Annotated in this window: 18 protein-coding genes; 11 read left to right on the forward strand and 7 right to left on the reverse strand. The window is 43.4% G+C overall.

From position 1 onward, the window contains the following. The first annotated feature begins 37 nt into the window (after positions 1–37). From rpoB to tuf, 7 genes are all read left to right on the forward strand, one after another. Positions 38–3574, forward strand: coding sequence for a DNA-directed RNA polymerase subunit beta (gene rpoB / locus BMZ78_RS09835; RefSeq protein ID WP_093230050.1), 3537 nt, complete (start codon positions 38–40; stop codon positions 3572–3574). A gap of 78 nt (positions 3575–3652) precedes the next feature. Next, positions 3653–7270 carry a DNA-directed RNA polymerase subunit beta' gene (rpoC, locus tag BMZ78_RS09840; RefSeq protein WP_093229947.1) on the forward strand — a complete coding sequence of 1206 codons (3618 nt, stop codon included), beginning with the start codon at positions 3653–3655 and terminating at the stop codon, positions 7268–7270. A 105-nt stretch (positions 7271–7375) separates the two neighbouring features. Continuing rightward, positions 7376–7627: a 50S ribosomal protein L7ae-like protein gene (locus tag BMZ78_RS09845; protein WP_093229948.1), complete on the forward strand. Its 252-nt coding sequence runs from the start codon at positions 7376–7378 to the stop codon at positions 7625–7627. Between the two features lie 143 nt (positions 7628–7770). Beyond that, positions 7771–8184, forward strand: a complete 414-nt coding sequence (gene rpsL, locus BMZ78_RS09850; protein WP_093229950.1) for a 30S ribosomal protein S12 — start codon at positions 7771–7773, stop codon at positions 8182–8184. 44 nt (positions 8185–8228) lie between these two features. After that, entirely contained in the window at positions 8229–8699 is a 471-nt protein-coding gene (gene rpsG / locus BMZ78_RS09855) for a 30S ribosomal protein S7 (RefSeq protein WP_093229951.1), read from the forward strand. Between the two features lie 40 nt (positions 8700–8739). After that, positions 8740–10815 (forward strand): elongation factor G, encoded by a 2076-nt coding sequence (gene fusA, locus BMZ78_RS09860; protein ID WP_093229953.1) that lies wholly within the window; start codon positions 8740–8742, stop codon positions 10813–10815. A 112-nt stretch (positions 10816–10927) separates the two neighbouring features. Beyond that, complete coding sequence (tuf, locus tag BMZ78_RS09865) at positions 10928–12115, forward strand: elongation factor Tu (RefSeq protein WP_093229954.1); 1188 nt, start codon at positions 10928–10930, stop codon at positions 12113–12115. 93 nt (positions 12116–12208) lie between these two features. On the opposite strand, the gene BMZ78_RS09870 is transcribed toward tuf, so the two are convergent. The 7 genes from BMZ78_RS09870 to BMZ78_RS09900 form a co-directional block, all read right to left on the reverse strand. Beyond that, on the reverse strand, positions 12209–12616 hold the full coding sequence (locus BMZ78_RS09870) for a GntR family transcriptional regulator (protein ID WP_341849634.1): 408 nt from the start codon (positions 12614–12616) through the stop codon (positions 12209–12211). A gap of 220 nt (positions 12617–12836) precedes the next feature. Beyond that, a complete protein-coding gene (locus BMZ78_RS18770) occupies positions 12837–12986 on the reverse strand; it encodes a hypothetical protein (protein WP_175482396.1) in 150 nt (49 codons plus the stop codon). Positions 12987–13076: 90 nt separating this feature from the next. After that, the gene (locus tag BMZ78_RS09880; RefSeq protein ID WP_139203305.1) at positions 13077–13613 is read right to left on the reverse strand and encodes an ATP-binding cassette domain-containing protein; all 537 of its coding nucleotides are present in this window, start codon (positions 13611–13613) and stop codon (positions 13077–13079) included. Positions 13614–14045: 432 nt separating this feature from the next. Beyond that, entirely contained in the window at positions 14046–15170 is a 1125-nt protein-coding gene (locus tag BMZ78_RS09885) for an ABC transporter permease (protein ID WP_093229959.1), read from the reverse strand. Beyond that, entirely contained in the window at positions 15145–15906 is a 762-nt protein-coding gene (locus tag BMZ78_RS09890; RefSeq protein ID WP_245739806.1) for an ABC transporter ATP-binding protein, read from the reverse strand. Before BMZ78_RS09890 ends, BMZ78_RS09885 begins: the two co-directional genes overlap by 26 nt. A 348-nt stretch (positions 15907–16254) precedes the next feature. Continuing rightward, positions 16255–16917, reverse strand: a complete 663-nt coding sequence (gene bluB / locus BMZ78_RS09895; protein ID WP_093229961.1) for a 5,6-dimethylbenzimidazole synthase — start codon at positions 16915–16917, stop codon at positions 16255–16257. A 216-nt stretch (positions 16918–17133) separates the two neighbouring features. Further along, entirely contained in the window at positions 17134–17325 is a 192-nt protein-coding gene (locus tag BMZ78_RS09900) for a hypothetical protein (protein WP_093229962.1), read from the reverse strand. A 220-nt stretch (positions 17326–17545) separates the two neighbouring features. Between BMZ78_RS09900 and BMZ78_RS09905 the strand changes: the two genes are divergently transcribed. The 4 genes from BMZ78_RS09905 to rplC all read left to right on the forward strand — a co-directional run bounded on the left by BMZ78_RS09905 (position 17546) and on the right by rplC (position 20680). Next, positions 17546–18826 (forward strand): NCS2 family permease, encoded by a 1281-nt coding sequence (locus BMZ78_RS09905; RefSeq protein WP_093229964.1) that lies wholly within the window; start codon positions 17546–17548, stop codon positions 18824–18826. Positions 18827–18987: 161 nt separating this feature from the next. Continuing rightward, positions 18988–19143, forward strand: coding sequence for a hypothetical protein (locus BMZ78_RS18775; RefSeq protein ID WP_175482398.1), 156 nt, complete (start codon positions 18988–18990; stop codon positions 19141–19143). A gap of 565 nt (positions 19144–19708) precedes the next feature. Then, on the forward strand, positions 19709–20017 hold the full coding sequence (gene rpsJ, locus BMZ78_RS09910) for a 30S ribosomal protein S10 (RefSeq protein WP_093229965.1): 309 nt from the start codon (positions 19709–19711) through the stop codon (positions 20015–20017). 33 nt (positions 20018–20050) lie between these two features. Beyond that, on the forward strand, positions 20051–20680 hold the full coding sequence (gene rplC, locus BMZ78_RS09915; RefSeq protein WP_093229967.1) for a 50S ribosomal protein L3: 630 nt from the start codon (positions 20051–20053) through the stop codon (positions 20678–20680).

Consider the following 20680-nt stretch of genomic DNA (forward strand, 5'->3'; position numbering starts at 1 on the left):
GACTCGGTACGAGGGGGGAGTTCGTTTGGCTGGTAAAATGATTCAGTGTGGTCGGAGGCAAAGAAGGAGCTATGCTCGAATCAATGAAGTTCTGGAACTGCCTAATCTGATTGAGATCCAAAAGAAATCCTATCAGTGGTTTTTAGATGAAGGGCTCAGGGAGATGTTCCGTGATATTTCCCCGATTGAGGATTTCACTGGAAACCTGGTTTTGGAATTTATTGATTACAGTTTAGGTGAACCAAAATACAACGTGGAGGAAGCAAAAGATCATCAAGTGACCTATGCTGCTCCACTGCGTGTGAAAGTTCGCTTGATCAACAAAGAGACTGGTGAAGTGAAAGAGCAGGAAGTATTCATGGGTGACTTCCCGCTAATGACCGAGACTGGTACCTTTATCATCAATGGTGCTGAACGTGTCATCGTCAGCCAATTAGTTCGTTCACCTAGTGTGTATTATAACACGAAAGTAGACAAGAACGGTAAACCAACTTATACAGCAACGGTAATTCCGAACCGTGGCGCTTGGCTTGAATTTGAAACGGATGCAAAAGATATTATCTATGTACGGATTGACCGCACGCGTAAAATCCCTGTGACAGTTTTGTTACGGGCATTAGGTTTTGGCAGTGATGCGGAGATCCTTGAATTGTTAGGTGATGATGAGTACGTTCGTAATACATTGGATAAAGACAATACTGGAAACACTGAAAAGGCACTGATTGAAATTTATGAACGTCTACGTCCTGGTGAACCACCTACTGCAGACAATGCCCGTAGCCTCTTGTATTCGCGCTTCTTTGATCCCAAACGGTATGATCTGGCTGCAGTTGGCCGATATAAAATCAACAAAAAATTACACATTAAAAATCGTCTCTTGAATCAAAAGTTGGCTGAGCCCATTATAGATCCGGAAACAGGCGAAGTATTGGCTGAAGCAGGAACTGTTTTGGAACGGCGAGTGCTTGATAAACTGTTGCCGTATCTGACGGGTGAGAAAGCTTTTGGATTTCATGAGCATACCGTGCGGGGTGGAGTACCGGATGAAGGTTCTGTTCGTTTGCAGACGGTACATATTGTATCTCCGCTGCAAGAAGATAAAGTGATCAAGGTCATCTCCAACGGAGAAATTGATCAATCAGTCAAACATATTACTCCGGCTGATATCATTGCCTCCATTAACTACTTCATTAACTTGTTACATGGTGTGGGTACGATTGATGACATCGACCATTTGGGTAACCGCCGTCTTCGTTCAGTGGGTGAGCTCTTGCAAAACCAATTCCGGATCGGTCTGTCACGGATGGAACGGGTTGTACGGGAGCGTATGTCCATCCAGGATGCGAACGCTATTACCCCACAAGCCTTAATTAACATTCGTCCAGTGATTGCTTCGATTAAGGAATTCTTTGGTAGTAGTCAGTTATCCCAATTTATGGATCAAACCAACCCACTTGCAGAATTGACTCACAAACGCCGCCTTTCTGCTCTGGGACCAGGTGGTTTGACCCGGGAGCGTGCAGGGTTTGAAGTGCGTGACGTTCACCACTCACACTATGGTCGGATGTGTCCGATCGAAACTCCTGAGGGTCCAAACATTGGTTTGATTAACTCGTTATCTACGTATGCACGCATCAATGAATACGGTTTTATTGAAACCCCTTATCGGCGTGTGGATCCGGAAACGGGGCGAGTCACGGATCAGATCGATTATCTGACAGCGGATGAAGAAGATAACTATTATGTAGCACAGGCAAACGCACCCATTGATGAAGAAGGTAACTTTATCAATGAAATGGTTGATGTGCGCTATCAAGATGAAATTTTAACCGTACCTCGTGATCGAGTTGACTATATGGACGTTTCTCCAAAGCAAGTTGTGTCCGTCGCAACGGCCTGTATCCCCTTCTTGGAAAATGACGACTCCAACCGTGCTTTGATGGGATCCAACATGCAGCGGCAAGCTGTTCCGCTGTTGAAACCTGAAGCTCCGTTTATTGGAACGGGAATGGAACACAAAGCGGCCAGGGACTCGGGTGTCATGATCTTGGCGAAACGTCCAGGAACTGTCGTGCGCGTTACCGCAGATGAAATCTGGGTACGTCATGAAGAAGAAGTAGACGGTGTGCTTGTAAAAGGCGATATCGATAAATATAAATTAATCAAATTTGCTCGTTCCAACCAGGGGACCTGCATCAATCAACGTCCTCTTGTTCGTAAAGGGGAAAAAGTCAAAAAAGGCGACATTTTGGCTGATGGACCATCAACGGAACAAGGAGAACTCGCACTGGGCAGAAATGTTCTCGTTGCCTTTATGACCTGGGAAGGGTACAACTACGAGGATGCGATTTTGCTCAGTGAGAAACTGGTAAAAGAAGATGTTTATACATCCATCCACATTGAAAAACATGAAATTGAAGCACGGGATACCAAACTGGGACCGGAAGAAATTACGCGGGATATTCCGAACGTGGGAGAAGAAGCGTTAAAGAATTTGGATGAACGTGGAATTATTCGTGTAGGTGCTGAGATTAAAGCAGGCGACATTTTGGTTGGTAAAGTAACACCAAAAGGAGTCACCGAGTTAACTGCAGAAGAACGGCTTCTCCATGCGATTTTTGGTGAAAAAGCAAGGGAAGTTCGGGATACATCTCTCAGAGTGCCTCATGGCCAAGATGGAATTGTTGTGGATGTGAAAGTGTTTACTCGTGAAAATGGCGATGAACTCCCACCAGGTGTCAATCAATTGGTTCGTGTCTATATCGCCCAAAAACGGAAAATTTCCGAAGGAGACAAAATGGCTGGACGCCATGGTAACAAAGGGGTAATCGCTCGGATTCTACCCGAAGAAGATATGCCATTCTTGCCGGATGGTACACCTGTTGAAGTGGTTCTCAATCCGCTGGGGGTACCTTCACGGATGAATATTGGTCAGGTATTGGAAGTACACCTGGGAATGGCAGCGAAAGCGCTTGGGCTGCACATGGCTACACCTGTATTTGATGGAGCAACTGAACAAGATGTATTTGACACATTAAAGGAAGCAGGTTTGTCTCCAGATGGCAAGACCGTCCTTTATGATGGTCGGACTGGCGAACCGTTTGAAAACCGGGTAACCGTCGGGGTCATGTATATGATTAAGCTGGCCCACATGGTAGACGATAAGATTCATGCCCGGTCAACGGGTCCTTATTCGCTCGTTACCCAACAGCCACTGGGCGGAAAAGCACAATTTGGCGGACAGAGATTTGGAGAGATGGAGGTTTGGGCACTGGAAGCCTATGGTGCAGCTTATACTCTCCAAGAGATTCTCACTGTCAAGTCCGATGATGTGGTTGGACGGGTTAAAACATACGAAGCGATTGTCAAAGGAGAAAATGTACCCGAACCAGGTGTGCCTGAATCGTTTAAAGTCTTGATTAAAGAGCTGCAAAGTTTGGGAATGGATGTCAAAATCCTTTCTGAAGACGAAAAAGAGATTGAAATGCGCGAGCTGGATGAAGATGAAGAGCCAGCCAATGAGAAACTTGGCCTGGATCTTGATAAGGAAAAAGACGCCCGGTCTACTTCGTAATGGGGTGAAGGGGAGCTTGTGAGCTCCCTCTCCTCTACTTAACTCTATAACGGGATGAATCCTGAGGGAGGAATGCCCATGTTAGATGTAAACAACTTTGAATATATGAAAATTGGTCTTGCTTCTCCGGAAAAAATTCGTTCATGGTCGCGCGGTGAGGTAAAAAAACCGGAGACCATCAACTACCGCACGTTAAAACCGGAAAAAGAAGGCCTGTTCTGTGAAAAGATCTTTGGTCCGACAAAGGACTGGGAATGTCACTGCGGAAAGTATAAGCGTGTCCGTTATAAAGGGGTCGTTTGTGACCGCTGTGGTGTAGAAGTCACACGTGCCAAAGTACGCCGTGAGCGGATGGGACATATTGAGCTTGCAGCACCCGTGTCTCACATTTGGTACTTCAAAGGCATTCCAAGCCGGATGGGTTTAGTGTTGGATATGTCTCCGCGTTCACTGGAGGAAGTTATTTACTTTGCTTCTTATGTGGTTGTTGACCCAGGTTCAACACCGCTTGAGAAAAAGCAGTTGCTATCGGAAAAAGAGTATAGAAGCTACCGTGAGAAGTATGGAAATGCCTTTGTCGCTATGATGGGAGCAGAGGCGATCAAACGTCTTTTACAAGATATTGATCTTGACAAAGAAGTGGAAATGCTCAAAGAAGAGCTTGCAACTGCACAGGGTCAGCGTCGGAATCGCGCAGTAAAAAGGTTAGAAGTATTGGAGGCATTCCGTTCTTCTGGAAATAAGCCAGAGTGGATGGTTCTGGATGTTCTGCCTGTCATCCCGCCTGAATTGCGTCCAATGGTACAGTTGGATGGTGGACGTTTTGCGACATCCGATTTGAACGATTTGTATCGACGTGTGATTAACCGGAATAACCGTCTGAAACGTTTACTTGATCTGGGTGCTCCCGATATTATCGTGCAAAATGAAAAGCGGATGTTGCAAGAAGCGGTAGATGCTTTGATTGATAATGGTCGTCGCGGGCGTCCAGTAACAGGGCCAGGAAATCGACCACTCAAATCGCTTTCTCATATGTTAAAAGGGAAACAAGGGCGTTTCCGTCAGAATTTGTTGGGTAAACGGGTAGACTACTCTGGTCGTTCGGTTATCGTTGTAGGTCCAAATCTTAAAATGTATCAGTGCGGTCTGCCAAAAGAGATGGCACTGGAGTTGTTCAAACCTTTCGTGATGAAGGAACTGGTAGCGAAAGGTCTCGCCCATAATATTAAAAGTGCGAAACGGAAAGTCGAAAGGGTTCATCCAGAAGTATGGGATGTTCTTGAAGAAGTGATCAAAGAACACCCTGTACTCTTGAACAGGGCACCTACGTTGCACCGTTTGGGAATTCAGGCCTTTGAGCCTGTTCTCGTTGAAGGGCGTGCCATTCGTTTGCATCCGCTGGTATGTACAGCGTATAATGCTGACTTTGACGGTGACCAAATGGCTGTGCACGTTCCATTGTCTGCAGAAGCACAAGCTGAAGCCCGTCTATTGATGTTGGCAGCCCAAAACATTTTGAACCCGAAAGATGGTAAACCAGTCGTGACTCCTTCGCAGGACATGGTTTTAGGTTGTTATTACCTGACCATTGAAAAAGAAGGAGAAAAAGGCGAAGGAAGCATTTTCCATTCGATTGGCGAAGCGATCAATGCGTATCAGCATGGTTATGTGACATTGCATAGCCGGATTGCAATTCCAGCAAAAAACATTCCCAAAAATACCTTTACCGAAGAGCAGAAAAAAGCATTGCTGGTTACTACGGTTGGCAAGCTGATTTTCAACGAGATTTTCCCTGCTGATTTCCCTTATCTCAATGAGCCTACGACACGAAACTTCCAAGGTACGCCAGATAAATACTTTATTTTTGAGAAAGGGACCAATATCAAAGAATTTATTGGCAAGTTGTCAGACCCTGGGGCATTCAAGAAAAAGTATTTGGGAGCGATTATCGCAGAGATCTTCCGTCGATTCGGTACTACAATAACGGCTGAAACATTGGATAAAATCAAGGCTCTTGGCTATACCTACTCGACAAAAGCAGGTATTACGATTTCTGTATCGGATGTAACGGTTCCGGAAGAGAAACAGGAAATTCTCAAAGAAGCTCAACAAAAAGTGGATACGGTTCTAAAACAATACCGTCGTGGTCTTATTACGGATGAAGAACGCTATGATCGGGTTATCTCGATTTGGAGTCAGGCCAAAGATAAAATTACAGAAGTATTGATGAACAGCATGGGTAAATATAACCCAATCTTTATGATGGCAGACTCGGGCGCACGGGGTAACGTATCACAGATTACCCAGCTTGCAGGTATGCGTGGTTTGATGGCGAACCCGGCTGGTAAAATCATTGAGCAACCGATCCGAACCAACTTCCGTGAAGGTCTGACAGTATTGGAGTATTTCATTTCAACCCACGGTGCGCGGAAAGGTTTGGCTGATACTGCGCTCAGAACAGCAGACTCGGGTTACTTGACTCGTCGTTTGGTTGATGTGGCTCAAGATGTGATTGTGCGTGAGGATGACTGTGGAACAGATAGAGGATTGGCTGTAACAGCGATTAGTGATGGAAATGAAATTATTGAAGGGCTGTATGATCGAATTGTAGGGCGGACTGCTTTTGAAACGATTCGCCATCCGGAAACCGGTGAAGTGATCGTGAAACGAAATGAAATGATTGATGAAGAAATCGCTACGAAAATTATCGAAGCCGGTATTGAAAAAGTGGTAATCCGCTCTGTACTTTCTTGCCGTACCCGACATGGAGTATGTAAAAAATGTTATGGTCGGAACTTGGCTCTGGGTACACCTGTTGAGATCGGTGAAGCAGTTGGAATCATCGCAGCTCAGTCGATCGGAGAACCAGGTACTCAGCTCACCATGCGTACCTTCCATACTGGAGGAGTTGCAGGTGATGACATTACGCAAGGTTTGCCACGGATTCAAGAGCTGTTTGAGGCACGCAATCCGAAAGGGCAAGCGATTATCAGTGAGATTTCGGGTAAAGTGATCGATATTCGTGAAGTGAAAGATCGCCGTGAAGTCGAAATCGAAGGTGAAGTCGAAAACAAGGTTCACCATGTTCCTTATGGTTCTCGTATCAAAGTCAATGTAGGTGACTACGTGCAGGCAGGTGACGAACTAACGGAAGGTTCGATCGATCCGAAAGAACTTTTACGTATCAAAGGTACTCAGGGAGTGCAAGCATATCTCTTGCAAGAAGTACAAAAAGTATATCGTTTGCAAGGGGTAGAAATTAACGACAAACATGTTGAAGTAATGATCCGGCAAATGATGCGGAAAGTACGGATTACGGATGCGGGTTCAACCGATCTCTTGCCGGGTTCAGCGGTAGATATTCATGATTTCGAAGCAGCCAACCGTAAAGTGCTTCTCTCTGGTGGAGAGCCAGCAGTAGCACGTCCGATCATTTTGGGAATCACCAAAGCATCATTGGAGACCGAGTCCTTCTTGTCAGCAGCTTCGTTCCAAGAAACGACACGTGTATTGACGGATGCTGCCATCAAAGGAAAAGTGGACCGTCTCTTGGGATTAAAAGAGAACGTCATTATCGGTAAGTTGGTGCCAGCAGGAACAGGAATGGCACGCTATCGAAACCTGAAGCCGAAACTAGCTAACGAGTTGACCAATGATGCCGAAACCAATTCAAAAGAAACGGTATTGGTAGAGTAGAGAATTGGTAAAACGATTTTTCATGGCATTTTATTGACATAGAGAAACTTCGGTGGTAAGATATCCTCGTGTGCTTGGGAATTCTTCACTTTGGAGGGCGAATCAATGTCTTATGAAAAAGTGAAACAAGCGAAATCGCTGACGATTGGTACCAAGCAAACGAAGAAGGCTATTGAGCAGGGCAAAGCAGAGGAAGTGTTTGTGGCAGCGGATGCTGACCCACATATTACAGACTCCATTGTTGCTATGTGTAAAGAACGCGGAGTTGCTGTCGTACATGTCGATTCGATGAAAGAATTGGGCAAAGCATGCGGCATCGAAGTCGGAGCCGCTACGGCAGCGATTTTATCCGATTGAGCGACTATAGATTCGACCGCGTACTACCCAGATGTACGCGGTCCCATTATGAAATCAGTCGTTCGTCTTTTTCGTTTAAAAAATGAACCGCCTGGATCTGTGGTCTTAAAAACCGCTACATGTAAAAAAGGAGGTGCTGAATCATGCCAACAATTAACCAGCTAGTACGTAAAGGTCGTAAGAAAAAAGTGACCAAATCAAAATCTCCTGCTCTACAAGTAAGCTATAACAGCTTCAAGAAAACCCACATCCCGCAAAGCTCTCCACAAAAACGCGGTGTGTGTACTCGTGTAGGTACCATGACCCCGAAAAAGCCGAACTCTGCTCTTCGTAAATATGCACGTGTTCGTTTGTCGAACGGGATCGAAGTAACAGCCTACATCCCAGGAATCGGACATAACTTGCAAGAGCACTCGGTTGTTCTTGTACGTGGTGGACGTGTAAAAGACCTGCCTGGTGTTCGTTATCACATCGTTCGTGGTGCACTCGATACGGCTGGTGTGGCAAACCGGATGCAAGGCCGTTCCAAATATGGAGCAAAACGTCCAAAGAAATAATGGCATCATCATTGACGTCAATATAGAGAAAAGGAGGGAAAAGCATGCCACGAAAAGGCCCAGTACCTCGCAGAGAAGTACTGCCAGACCCAATTTACAACAGCAAGCTTGTTACCCGTTTAATCAACCGCCTCATGTACGACGGCAAAAAAGGAAAAGCACAACGCATTCTTTATGAAGCATTTGATATTATTCGTGAGCGCACTGGCAATGATCCAATGGAAGTTTTTGAGCAAGCACTCAAAAACGTAATGCCAGTACTCGAAGTAAAAGCTCGTCGTGTAGGTGGTTCCAACTACCAAGTACCAGTAGAAGTTAAACCAGAGCGTCGCACCAGCTTGGGGCTACGTTGGTTGGTAAACTACGCTCGCTTGCGTAACGAAAAAACTATGCAAGAGCGTCTTGCTAATGAAATTTTGGATGCTGCCAATAACACAGGCGCAGCTGTGAAGAAGAGAGAAGATACACATCGTATGGCAGAAGCTAACCGTGCGTTTGCACATTATCGTTGGTAATTGCATCAAACTTTTGTGAACATGAAGGGAGAAAATTCCGATGGCACGCCAATTCTCCTTAGAAAAAACACGCAATATCGGAATCATGGCTCACATTGATGCAGGGAAAACAACAACCACTGAGCGGATCTTGTTCTATACTGGTCGTGTTCACAAAATCGGTGAAGTGCACGAAGGTGCAGCAACAATGGACTGGATGGAGCAAGAGCAAGAGCGGGGTATTACCATTACCTCTGCTGCTACTACTGCTCAGTGGAAAGGCCATCGTATCAATATTATTGATACACCAGGTCACGTTGATTTCACTGTAGAGGTAGAGCGTTCTCTGCGTGTATTAGATGGAGCTGTAGGTGTTTTCTGTGCAAAAGGAGGCGTAGAGCCTCAATCTGAAACGGTTTGGAGACAGGCCGATCGTTATGGAGTTCCGCGGATCGCTTATGTAAATAAAATGGATATCATGGGTGCTAATTTCTACGGGGCTATCGAGCAAATGCGCGAGCGCCTGGGAGCAAATGCAGTAGCGATCCAATTGCCAATCGGTGCAGAAGATACCTTTGAAGGTATTATTGACCTGATTGAAAACAAAGCGATCTTCTACCTGGATGATCTGGGTAAAGAACAAGAAGTGCGCGATATTCCAGACGAGTACAAAGAGAAAGTGGAAGAATATCGTACAGCACTGATCGAAGCAGTTGCTGAATTGGACGAAGAACTCATGATGAAGTACCTCGAAGGGGAAGAGATTACTGTCGAAGAAATCAAATCCACCCTTCGTAAAGGAGTATGTAATGTACAAATTACTCCTGTACTTTGTGGTTCTTCTTATAAAAACAAAGGGGTACAATTGCTGCTCGATGCAGTTATTGACTACCTACCATCTCCGATAGATATCCCACCAATCAAAGGGGAACTACCGGATGGTAGCGAAGCTGAGCGCATTTCGAGTGATGATGAACCATTTGCTGCTCTAGCGTTTAAAATTATGACAGATCCATATGTTGGTAAGCTGACCTTCTTCCGTGTTTACTCTGGTACATTGGATTCCGGTTCCTATGTATTCAACTCCACCAAAGGTAAGCGTGAACGGATCGGTCGTATCCTGCAAATGCATGCAAACCATCGTGAAGAGATCAGTCGTGTATATGCTGGGGATATTGCTGCTGCTGTTGGACTCAAAGATACCACCACAGGGGATACCCTTTGTGACGATAAAAACCCAATTGTCCTTGAATCCATGACCTTCCCAGATCCAGTGATTCAAATTGCAATCGAACCAAAATCCAAAGCAGACCAAGATAAAATGTCTGTTGCTTTGCAAAAACTGGCTGAGGAAGACCCAACCTTCCGTGCTTGGACGGATGAAGAAACAGGCCAAACCGTTATCGCTGGTATGGGTGAGCTTCACCTCGACATCATCGTGGATCGCCTCAAACGGGAATTTAAAGTGGAGGCAAATATAGGTGCACCACAGGTGGCCTACAAGGAAACCTTCACAACTTCTGCGAAAGTCGAAGGAAAATTTATCCGCCAGTCCGGTGGACGTGGACAGTACGGACACGTTTGGATCGAGTTCGAGCCGCTTGAAAGAGGAAAAGGCTTCGAATTCGTCAATAAAATTGTCGGTGGTGTGGTACCAAAAGAATATATTCCAGCTGTGCAAGCAGGTATTGAGGAAGCCATGCAAAATGGTGTGCTAGCTGGGTATCCAATGATCGACATTCGTGCAACCCTGTTTGATGGTTCTTACCACGATGTAGACTCCTCGGAGATGGCCTTCAAGATCGCTGGTTCAATGGCACTGAAGGCTGCAAAATCCAAATGTAACCCGGTTCTTCTGGAACCAATCATGAAAGTAGAAGTAACGGTTCCTGAAGAGTATATGGGTGATGTCATGGGTGACATCAACTCTCGTCGTGGTCGCATCGAAGGTATGGAAGCACGCGGTGGTGCACAAGTCATTCACGCAATGGTACCACTTGCTAACATGTTTGGTTATGTAAATACCCTGCGTTCTCGTACGCAAGGTCGTGGTACTTTCACGATGCTATTTGACCATTACGAAGAAGTACCGAAAAACGTAGCTGATGAAGTTATTAAAAAAGCTACTGGTGAATAATCAATAATTTTGTTATAAAAATACTGGAGAAGCGCTTTTGCGCTTCCCAGGTTTCATATAAATTATTTTGACACAACATACTTTACTAATCGAAATTAAGGAGGACTCAATCATGGCAAAAGCCAAGTTCGAGCGTACTAAACCTCACGTTAATATTGGTACCATCGGTCACGTAGACCACGGTAAAACCACTTTGACCGCTGCCATTACCACTGTTCTTTCCCAAAAAGGTATGGCACAAGCTCAAGCTTATGACCAAATCGATAAAGCTCCAGAAGAAAGAGAACGCGGAATTACCATTTCTACCGCTCACGTAGAGTACGAAACCGAAAACCGTCACTATGCTCACGTTGACTGCCCAGGTCACGCTGACTATGTTAAAAACATGATTACCGGTGCTGCACAAATGGACGGTGCAATCCTGGTAGTATCCGCTGCTGACGGTCCAATGCCACAAACTCGTGAGCACATCCTGCTCTCTCGCCAAGTAGGTGTTCCATACATCGTTGTATTCTTGAACAAATGCGACATGGTTGACGACGAAGAGCTTCTCGAACTGGTTGAAATGGAAGTTCGTGATCTTCTCTCCGAGTACGACTTCCCAGGAGATGAAATTCCAGTCATCAAAGGTTCTGCTTTAAAAGCTCTTGAAAACCCAACTGGTGAAGAAGCAAAATGCATCTTCGAATTGATGGAAGCAGTTGACAGCTACATTCCAGAACCAGAACGTGATGTTGATAAAAACTTCTTGATGCCAATCGAGGACGTATTCTCCATCACCGGTCGTGGTACCGTTGCTACCGGACGTGTTGAGCGCGGAACCATCAAAACAGGTGAAGAAGTTGAAATCGTTGGTTTGGGTGAAACCCGCAAAACCGTATGTACCGGTATCGAGATGTTCCGTAAAATCCTTGACCAAGCTCAAGCTGGTGACAACATCGGTGCTCTCTTGCGTGGTATCGATCGTAAAGACGTACAACGTGGTCAAGTACTTGCTAAACCAGGTTCTGTAAACCCACACACCAAATTTAAAGCGCAAGTTTACGTTCTCACCAAAGAAGAAGGTGGACGTCATACCCCATTCCTAAACGGTTATCGTCCACAATTCTACTTCCGTACCACTGACGTAACTGGCGTAATCAAATTGCCAGAAGGCGTTGAAATGTGCATGCCTGGTGACAACGTAGAAATGGAAGTAGAACTCATCGCTCCAATCGCTATTGAAGATGGTACCCGCTTCGCTATCCGTGAAGGTGGACGCACCGTAGGTGCAGGTTCCGTAACTGCGATCATCGAGTAATTTGATTAAAAAGACTACTGGTCAATGCCAGTAGTCTTTTTTGTTACGATCTAAATTCGATATAAGCCAGCCACTAGCCAGATAAAAGGCTAATCAGGTGGCTTTGTTTTGGACTCTTTCTTTATATAGCTTATTGCATAATTGATGAAAGATTTCTTCCAACTCCTCTTGGTTCAATTGCATTCGAATAGCAGTTTGAATGGCTTCTGTCAGGGATTGTTTAACCATTTTCTCTTTATACTGTTTACTTTGTTCAGTTTCGACTTCGGCGACAAATGTTCCTCTCCCTTGTCTTGTATAAATAAGTCCTTCATATTCCAAGTCCTGATAAGCTCGACGTGTTGTAATGACACTACAGGATAAATCCTGTGCGAGCGCTCGAATCGATGGCAGTGAGGTGCCGGGGGGCAGTTGACCGCTGATAATGAGATCTCTAAGCTGTTGCTTAATTTGATGATAGATGGGTTCTGAACTGTGAAGGTCGACTTGGATTGGTAACAAGATCGGAATCACCCCCCGTATAAACTGTTTCTATAAACTCCGTTAGTTATTTTACTAGATAACAGGCTGATCCATCCATATAGTGTAAGTGAACCGGTTCCAATGGTAAACAGTCTGTTAGTTTGAATGGCCTGTATCCATTTTAAAATGATTGGAGAGGGAACCATCTGCTCCAAGGAGCTTAAATAAGAAATTTCTTTACATGCCCAAACTTTTTCCCTCATGGATGATCCACCTTCAGGCCTTTTTTACGATGAAACTGAGTCAGCTCAGTAACGATCTCTTCTACATTCATCGCTGTTACTTCTAAAACGGATATGTTTTTAGCATTGAGTGCTTCAAGCGTTTGAGATGATTGGGAACTGATCATACGTGTGGAATGCTATGTTCAATACGAATAACTCCAGGGATTTCTTCCAGGTTTTGTATGGTCTCCGCAAGCCAAATAGTACGCCACTGTTCAATCAATTAAAGTATCTTTCTCAAACGTTCCGATCATGATACCGCCATCCATTAAGGTAATATGGTCAGCGATTTTATGAATTTCTTCAGCTGAATGAGTGGCAATCAGGATGGTACGATCTCCGTTTTGCATCCATTCATCGATTTGATCATAGAAAATTTGCTTGGACATAAAGTCGTAGCCGTTAGTTGGTTCATCTAGTAACATGAGACGGGTATGACAAGACACGGCGAGTGAAAAAAGCAATTTGCGCTGATTTCCTGTCGATAGATCCTTGTAGGCTGTTCGTTCGGGAATGGCAAATTGATGGAGTAGACTGGCAAATGTGCGATCATTCCAGTTTGGATACCACTGTTTGTAAAAAAGGGCAAGCTTTTTTGCTGTCCATCTTTCAGGACCGAGATAGTTGGGTGGAACATAGCTGATTTGTTGTTTAATTTCTTTTTCTTGTTTGGGATAAGCCATATCAAATACAGAGATATGACCTTGATCTGGAAGAACCAAACCCATTATTAATTGAAACAGGCGGCTCACCTCGAAATAAAAGAACTTTATCTTAGTTGGAAAAGTGGAACACAGAGTTGTAAAAATGGCGCTTGTAACCCTGGTTTTGGATTATCAAGATGAAAAGCCGTTTCCATTACTTCACATTTATGCCTGATTGGGAATCCCATCTCATTTCAAGTTTTTTAAAATCCCCATCTTGCAAATATGAAGTGCTGCAATCCCCAGTCCAATAAGAAGAAAGGAGCCAATAATCCCAAATGATTCGGCAAGTTGAAAAAGGAGCCAGATCATAGGTTTTTGCGTTATGATCAAGATGCTTGAAAAAGTGGCAATCAGGATAAACGAATAAATCGAACAATTCCACGTGTATTTTTTGGGTCATGATGAACCGGACATATATTTCATTTTTTAAACAGTTAAAGAGTTGCCAGTAAAAAATGACTGGCAACCTTTTTTCAATTAATGGGGTAATAATCGTTGTGGGTGTTTAAATATTCTGCTTCCAAGATAAATGGCAACTACGATGGTTACTATACTGGATGCAATGGCGATCAGAGTATGGGATAAAGTCAAAACTTTATTTGCACCCTCAAAAAGTACAGCTTGAATATTGACAAAAGGAATGAAGAAATATGTTTGGGGTAGCTGATCTTCTTGAACTCCAAATGCCAGGTAAAAAGTGATAATCATGGGAAGCATCATGACAGGGGACAGATAACCTTGTGCTTCCTTGAATGATTTGGCAAATGTACTAATCATGAGTAATAAAGCAGCACATGTTCCAATGTAGAGAAGGAGGAGGATCATAATCCCGATCAGATTCGGTATCGAAAGTGCCAGAATCCACTTGGTATCAATCAGTTTCATATTTTCAAGCCAAGGTTGTACAGAAAGATAAGATGTGATGGACAAAATAACAGAAATGAGACTGACTAGAGAAACAGCTAGCCACTTCCCGGCCCATATCTTTACCGATGAGAAGGGAAGAGTTAATAGTGAACGCATCGTACCACGTTCTTTTTCACCTGCAATCGCATCAGTGGCAATACCCATACCACCAGTAAGAGAAGAGATTCCGATGATCAAAGATAACATGTAAAATCCTGTGAATTTACTTAAAAATGAATCTTCCTTACCGGGTGTTTGATCAATGAGTAATTTCCAATTGGACTGTTTATCTGCTGGTAATTGCTTGTTGACATTTAACTTTAGTACATAATTTTCGATTTGTGTTTGTAATAAAGGATCTGGATTCTTATCGGATACGTACATTTTGATTTGTTTGTTATTGCTATCGATGTCCAAGTATAATGGAGATTTTCCGTCTTTGACCTCTTTGGCTGGGACTTTTGCCACATAAGTTTTGACACCTGTTGCTTTTGTAAATTGATCACGACTGTCTTGGCTCCATGCGGAAGATACAGCAATTTTCGGTTCTTCGGGTTGGTTCGCCTGCATTTTATCCAATCCTACTAGCAGAGCAGGCCATAAAAGAAGAGGAAGAAGAACGACCAAAAAGAAGTTACGACGATCTCGAAACTGCTCTAGCAACTCTTTCTTAAAAATTAACCAAGTCGCTCTCATTTTGTGTTCCTCCAATCACTTTACGCATAATCGCTGTCAAATTTTTCGTTTGCATTTTGTTATATAACTCCGTTAATGTCCCCTGATAACTGACAGCCCCTTTTTGCAAAATCACTACTTGTGAACAGAGCGCTTCGACTTCTTCCATGATGTGTGTTGAGAAGATTATCGTTTTGCCTCGGAATTTGATTTCTTTGAGCATATCCTGAAAGGAGAGACTGGCTGCGATATCTAATCCAGTTGTGGGCTCATCCAGTAAGATGATGTCTGGATCGTGAATAAGGGTACGTAGAATCGTTACTTTTTGATGATTTCCTTTGGACAGTTCACTCGCTTGTTTATGAAGATGTGGAGTCAGCTGCAATACTTCAGCCCATTCTTTGATGCGTTTTTCATAGACTTCTTTGGTTACACCATAAAATTCAGCAAAGTAAGCAATGTTTTCATAAGCAGTTAACCGATGATAAAGACCTGTATCACTGCCGAAGAGTAACCCGACATGTTTTTTGACAAATAGCGGATCTTTCTGCACATCTTTTCCGAGGATTTTTACTTCTCCTGATGTAGGTGGGATCAGCCCGACTAAAATCTGGAGCAAAGTGGATTTTCCAGCACCGTTTGCCCCTAGAAGTCCGACTACCTCTCCTTTATGGACTGAAAATTCGACTTCTTTCAGAGCGGTTGTTTTTCCAAATTGTTTACTTAGCTTCTTTATCTCAATAACGTGATCCATCATGATGAAACCTCCCTAAAGGAATGGAGTGTGTATCTCAGGAGTCATTTCGCATATAGAGTTCATACTGTGTATGTTTATATTAACAGTATAATGGCATTGCATCATTGTCAATAGTTTTTTGCTATTTTTAAATAAAAAAATCCTCAAACACGAAGTGCTGAGGAGTTGATGTGAAACAGATTGGAGGAGAACACATGGATCGCTTGGTCCATATCCTGTCAGAAGATGGGATTGCCCAGGCATCACCCGAATCAAGTCGTGTGAGTGTTCAATCGAAATCGTTCATCTGAAGAAGAATCACGGTGAGTTTGTTCTATGTTGTCTATAGAAAAAGCGCATGTCTCATATTTAAAACGTTTTCAGTTGTCCCCACTGATTTTCATAGACAAGTGTTTTTAACGGGAGCCGTGATTTCCAGCCCAGTTCCTCCAGCATCGGCTTTTTCGGAAATTGAGTGGGATAACCGATACAAAGATAGGCTACCAATTCCACCCCTGCAGGTAGTCTCAAGATTTGTTTCACTTCTTGTTGATTGATTAAGCTTACCCAACCAATTCCAATTCCTTCTGCACGGGCCGCCAGCCACATGTTTTGAATCGCCAGGCAAGTGCTATACAAGTCTGTTTCAGGCATGGGGCTCCTGCCAAGAACAAATGGGGCATCACGATTTCGGTCGCAAGTTACTGCAATATTAATCGGTGCTTCCATGATACCTTCCAATTTCAGTTTGCGATATAGTTCTTTTCGCTCATCTTCAGATAAGACTTGCAATTGTTCCCGATTGGTTTCTTCAAAAGAAGCTTTAATTTTTTGTTTGATTTCCTGCGAAGTAATAAGAATAAAGTTCCAGGGTTGCATAAATCCCACTGATGGGGCATAGTGGGCAGCTTCCAAGATTCGCTGTAATGCATCTTCAGGAACAGGATCACTAGCGAAATGCCGAATATCGCGTCGTGCACGGATCAAGCGATAAATGACTTCCTGTTCTTGCTTGGAAAATGTATCGCTCATGAGATATCACCTTCTTATGAAAATCGGAGGGGAATGGAAAAGAAAGGTAAGAGAATAGGCGATGAGGATGAGAAGAGTAGATGAGTCTGTTTATTCAAGATCTTATATTTTTATTATAAACTTTTCTATTTAGTAACGGCACATATTAATATAGATCATGTTTCTACAAAAAAACTAGTTTCCACCAGGAAGTGGAGACTAGTTTTTTTGTACGAGTTAACGATCGGAGCCTAGCGGTTTATAGTCCGCGATCAGTGTTAAAATTTTTTTGGCGAATTGGGCTTCCTTGGGATCGGAAAACGGATCGGAAACAATATTATCCAAATATGTATAAATATAAGTCAATGTTAACGCCTTTTCTTTTTCGCTTTTACTGGTAATCTGATGGTGAATTTCTCTGGGTACCATAATCAGCTCTCCTCTCCATAAGATGCAGTTAATAATAGAATACCCATTATTGCTAATCATTTCCACAACCAATATCTAATGAATTTTGCTCATTGTCATATCCTAATGGTTAAAATCAAAGGTTACTTTTAACTGGTAATTTTGTTATAATTTGAAGCTGTACATTTGAAATATAAGGGTTGGGTGAGGGGCTTATGATAAAGAGGGTTCAAAAGATCAGGTGTTAAAAAACTGGTTCCGGTTAGAGCAATACTCGACATCCATCAAGCAGGAATTATTGGCAGGTGTTGTCTCTTTTTTTACCATTGTATATATCGTGGTGATTAATGCCTCTATTTTAGCCGATGCAGGAATTCCTTTTGAAGCAGGAGTGATTGCCACCGTTCTATCTTCTTTTGTGGGTTGCTTCCTGATGGGACTTTGGAGTAATACACCGATTATTTTGGTACCGGGAATGGGTGTAAATGCCTTATTTGTTTATACCATTGTAAAGATGATGGGACTTTCTTGGCAAGAAGCATTGGCAGCTGTAAGTATATCCGGGATCATTTTTATGGCAGTTGCTTTTACCCGTTTATCTGATTTCATTATGAAGGCGATTCCGAACTCATTAAAAGAGGCTACTACCGTTGGTATTGGGATTTTCCTGACATTTATCGGCCTGCAAAAAGGTGGCATTGTGGTAGCGAATAAAACAACATTTGTTTCGTTGGGGAATTTAAGCAGTCCACAAGTGATTGTGACCGTTATTACTTTAATGCTGACATTGGTTTTGTTTGTCCGTGGCGTGTCCGGGCATTTTTTGATCAGTATGGCTTGCGGAACGGTGATTGCACTGTTATTTGACTTAGTGGATCTAAAGGAAGTCCACCCAACGAATCTTCCGTTGAAGAGCTATTGGAACGTTTTTGCCCATCTTTCTTTGGCCAAGTGGACAAGTCTCATTTTTTGGATCGCTACATTTTCACTGGCCATGGTGGTTGTGTTTGAAAATATAGGACTCGTGCATGGATATGTTCAGTTACTGAATCGCCCGGACGCAAGAGCCCGTATTTTGCAGGCCAATGCTATATCCGTAGTTAGCTGTGGTTTATTTGGAACAAGCCCTACGGTTTCTACTGTAGAGACCGTAGCCGGAATTACAGTTGGAGGTCGGACCGGTCTCACAGCGATAACGACAGGCTGTTTATTTTTGGTGTCACTTCTTATTATTCCTTATATTAAGTTGATCCCTGATAGTGCGATTGCTCCTGTTTTAATCCTGATCGGAGGGTTAATGATTCAAAGCATCCAAAATATAGATTTTAAGGATTTGACAGAGGGTTTACCGGCATTTTTCATTATTGTACTGATCCCTTTCACTTACAGTATTGTGGATGGGATTGCTTTTGGATTTATTGCATATCCTTTGTTAAAGCTGGCATTGGGCAGGAAAAATGAAGTCGCAAAGCCTCTTTATTTCATTGCGACCCTGTTTTTGCTAAGTCTCATTTTGCATTGAGTGGTTTAAAGATGGGAAACTGCTGATCCTGTAAGGGGTTAGCAGTTTTTGTTTGTATACATAAGGTTAATTGAATCTTAATTTATGTTAGAAGGGATTACCCAAGAATCCTACGGCTTCAGCCGTGTGGAGTGTCAATCGTTTCTACCAAAGAGTATAAAGTGAAAAGACAAGCACAAGAACAAGTGATCAATGAAATTCGGAGTGAGTTATTGGGTACCAAAGAAAACCAGAGGAAAACCGTTGCGTTAAGTTTGTTATTGAATAAAACAAAGCTGCTAAGCGATTATTTTTCTAATTATGAGAAAATCAGCTAAAAACCCGGATAGAAGAGTTAAAAGAAAGCAAACCGGAAAGTGAATGGGTGCGTTTGGCAAATCAGGCCATTGAGGAAATTTCTGCTGTGATTGCAACCCTTGCATCTGCTGGAGGAGCGTAAAGAAGAACAAAAAGATGTCATCTCCGTAGAGTTGTGGAGGAGATGGCATTTTTGTTTCGTGATAGATGCGTATGTTGTTGAACAAAGGGGATGAAAAAAATGTCTGATTTCCATAAAACGGAGGGATGGGTTCTTTGCGGTGTGACTCTGATGGGACAGAAGTCGCCACGGAGAAAGAACCCCATCCCGAAGCAAGGAAGAAACGGATCCATATTTTAAGGGGTTTTTTTGTCGTGTGGAACCATTTATCCCATTAAATCTGAAAAAAACATGGAATTTCTCTTGCAAGTACTTTACTTTTTCAGTATAATAGCTAGCGTTGGTCTCTATGAACAGCGATGAAGTGGAAGGTTGCCGACACACCCGGCCCCTTTGCCATGGTCGGGAGGGAAATTTCCACAGAGAAGTTCATTTTTCAAAATGAGCGAGAAGGAGGTACATGAATGGCAAAACAAAAAATTCGCATTCGGCTCAAAGCGTATGACCACCGCATTTTGGATCAATCCGCAGTGAAGATTGTTGATACAGCGAAGCGGACAGGTGCACAGGTTTCCGGTCCAATTCCGCTCCCTACTGAAAAAGCGGTTTATACCATTTTGCGGGCGGTTCACAAATATAAAGATTCTCGTGAGCAATTCGAAATGCGCACTCATAAACGTCTCATTGACATTATTAACCCAACTCAACAAACTGTTGATGCGTTGATGAGATTGGATTTGCCATCTGGTGTAGACATCGAAATCAAATTATAATGGGCCAGTTTCTAAAGCTAGGAGGTGTACAAGGTGAAAGGTATTCTCGGTAAAAAGATTGGGATGACCCAGATCTTCAACGAAGATGGCGTTGTAATCCCTGTTACCGTCATCCAAGCAGGTCCATGTGTAGTACTGCAAAAGAAAGAGCAGGAAAAGGACGGTTATGAAGCGATTCAGCTCGGTTTTGATGAGAAGAAAGAACATCGCGCCAATCGCCCAGAGCTCGGCCATGCCAAAAAGGCGAATGCCAAACCACAAAAGTTTATTCGCGAAATCCGTGGCGTAAACTTGGCTGACTATGAGCTGGGTAGCTTGGTTAAAGCTGATATCTTCAGCGAAGGTGAATTGGTAGACGTAACCGGTACTTCCAAAGGAAAAGGATTTGCTGGTGCGATCAAGCGTCATAATCAAGCACGTGGACCAATGAGTCACGGTTCTCGTTATCATCGTGGCCCAGGTTCGTTGGGACCAATCGCTCCAAACCGTGTATTTAAAGGTCAAACCTTACCAGGCCGCATGGGTGGAGAAAAAGTGACCATCCAAAATCTTGAAGTAGCTCGTGTAGATGCAGAGCGTAACTTGATTTTGGTGAAAGGATCTGTACCAGGTCCAAGAAACAGTTATGTTATCATTAAATCTGCTGTAAAAGCTTCGAAGTAA

The organism is Thermoflavimicrobium dichotomicum (assembly GCF_900114055.1).
GTDB classification, from domain to species: domain Bacteria; phylum Bacillota; class Bacilli; order Thermoactinomycetales; family Thermoactinomycetaceae; genus Thermoflavimicrobium; species Thermoflavimicrobium dichotomicum.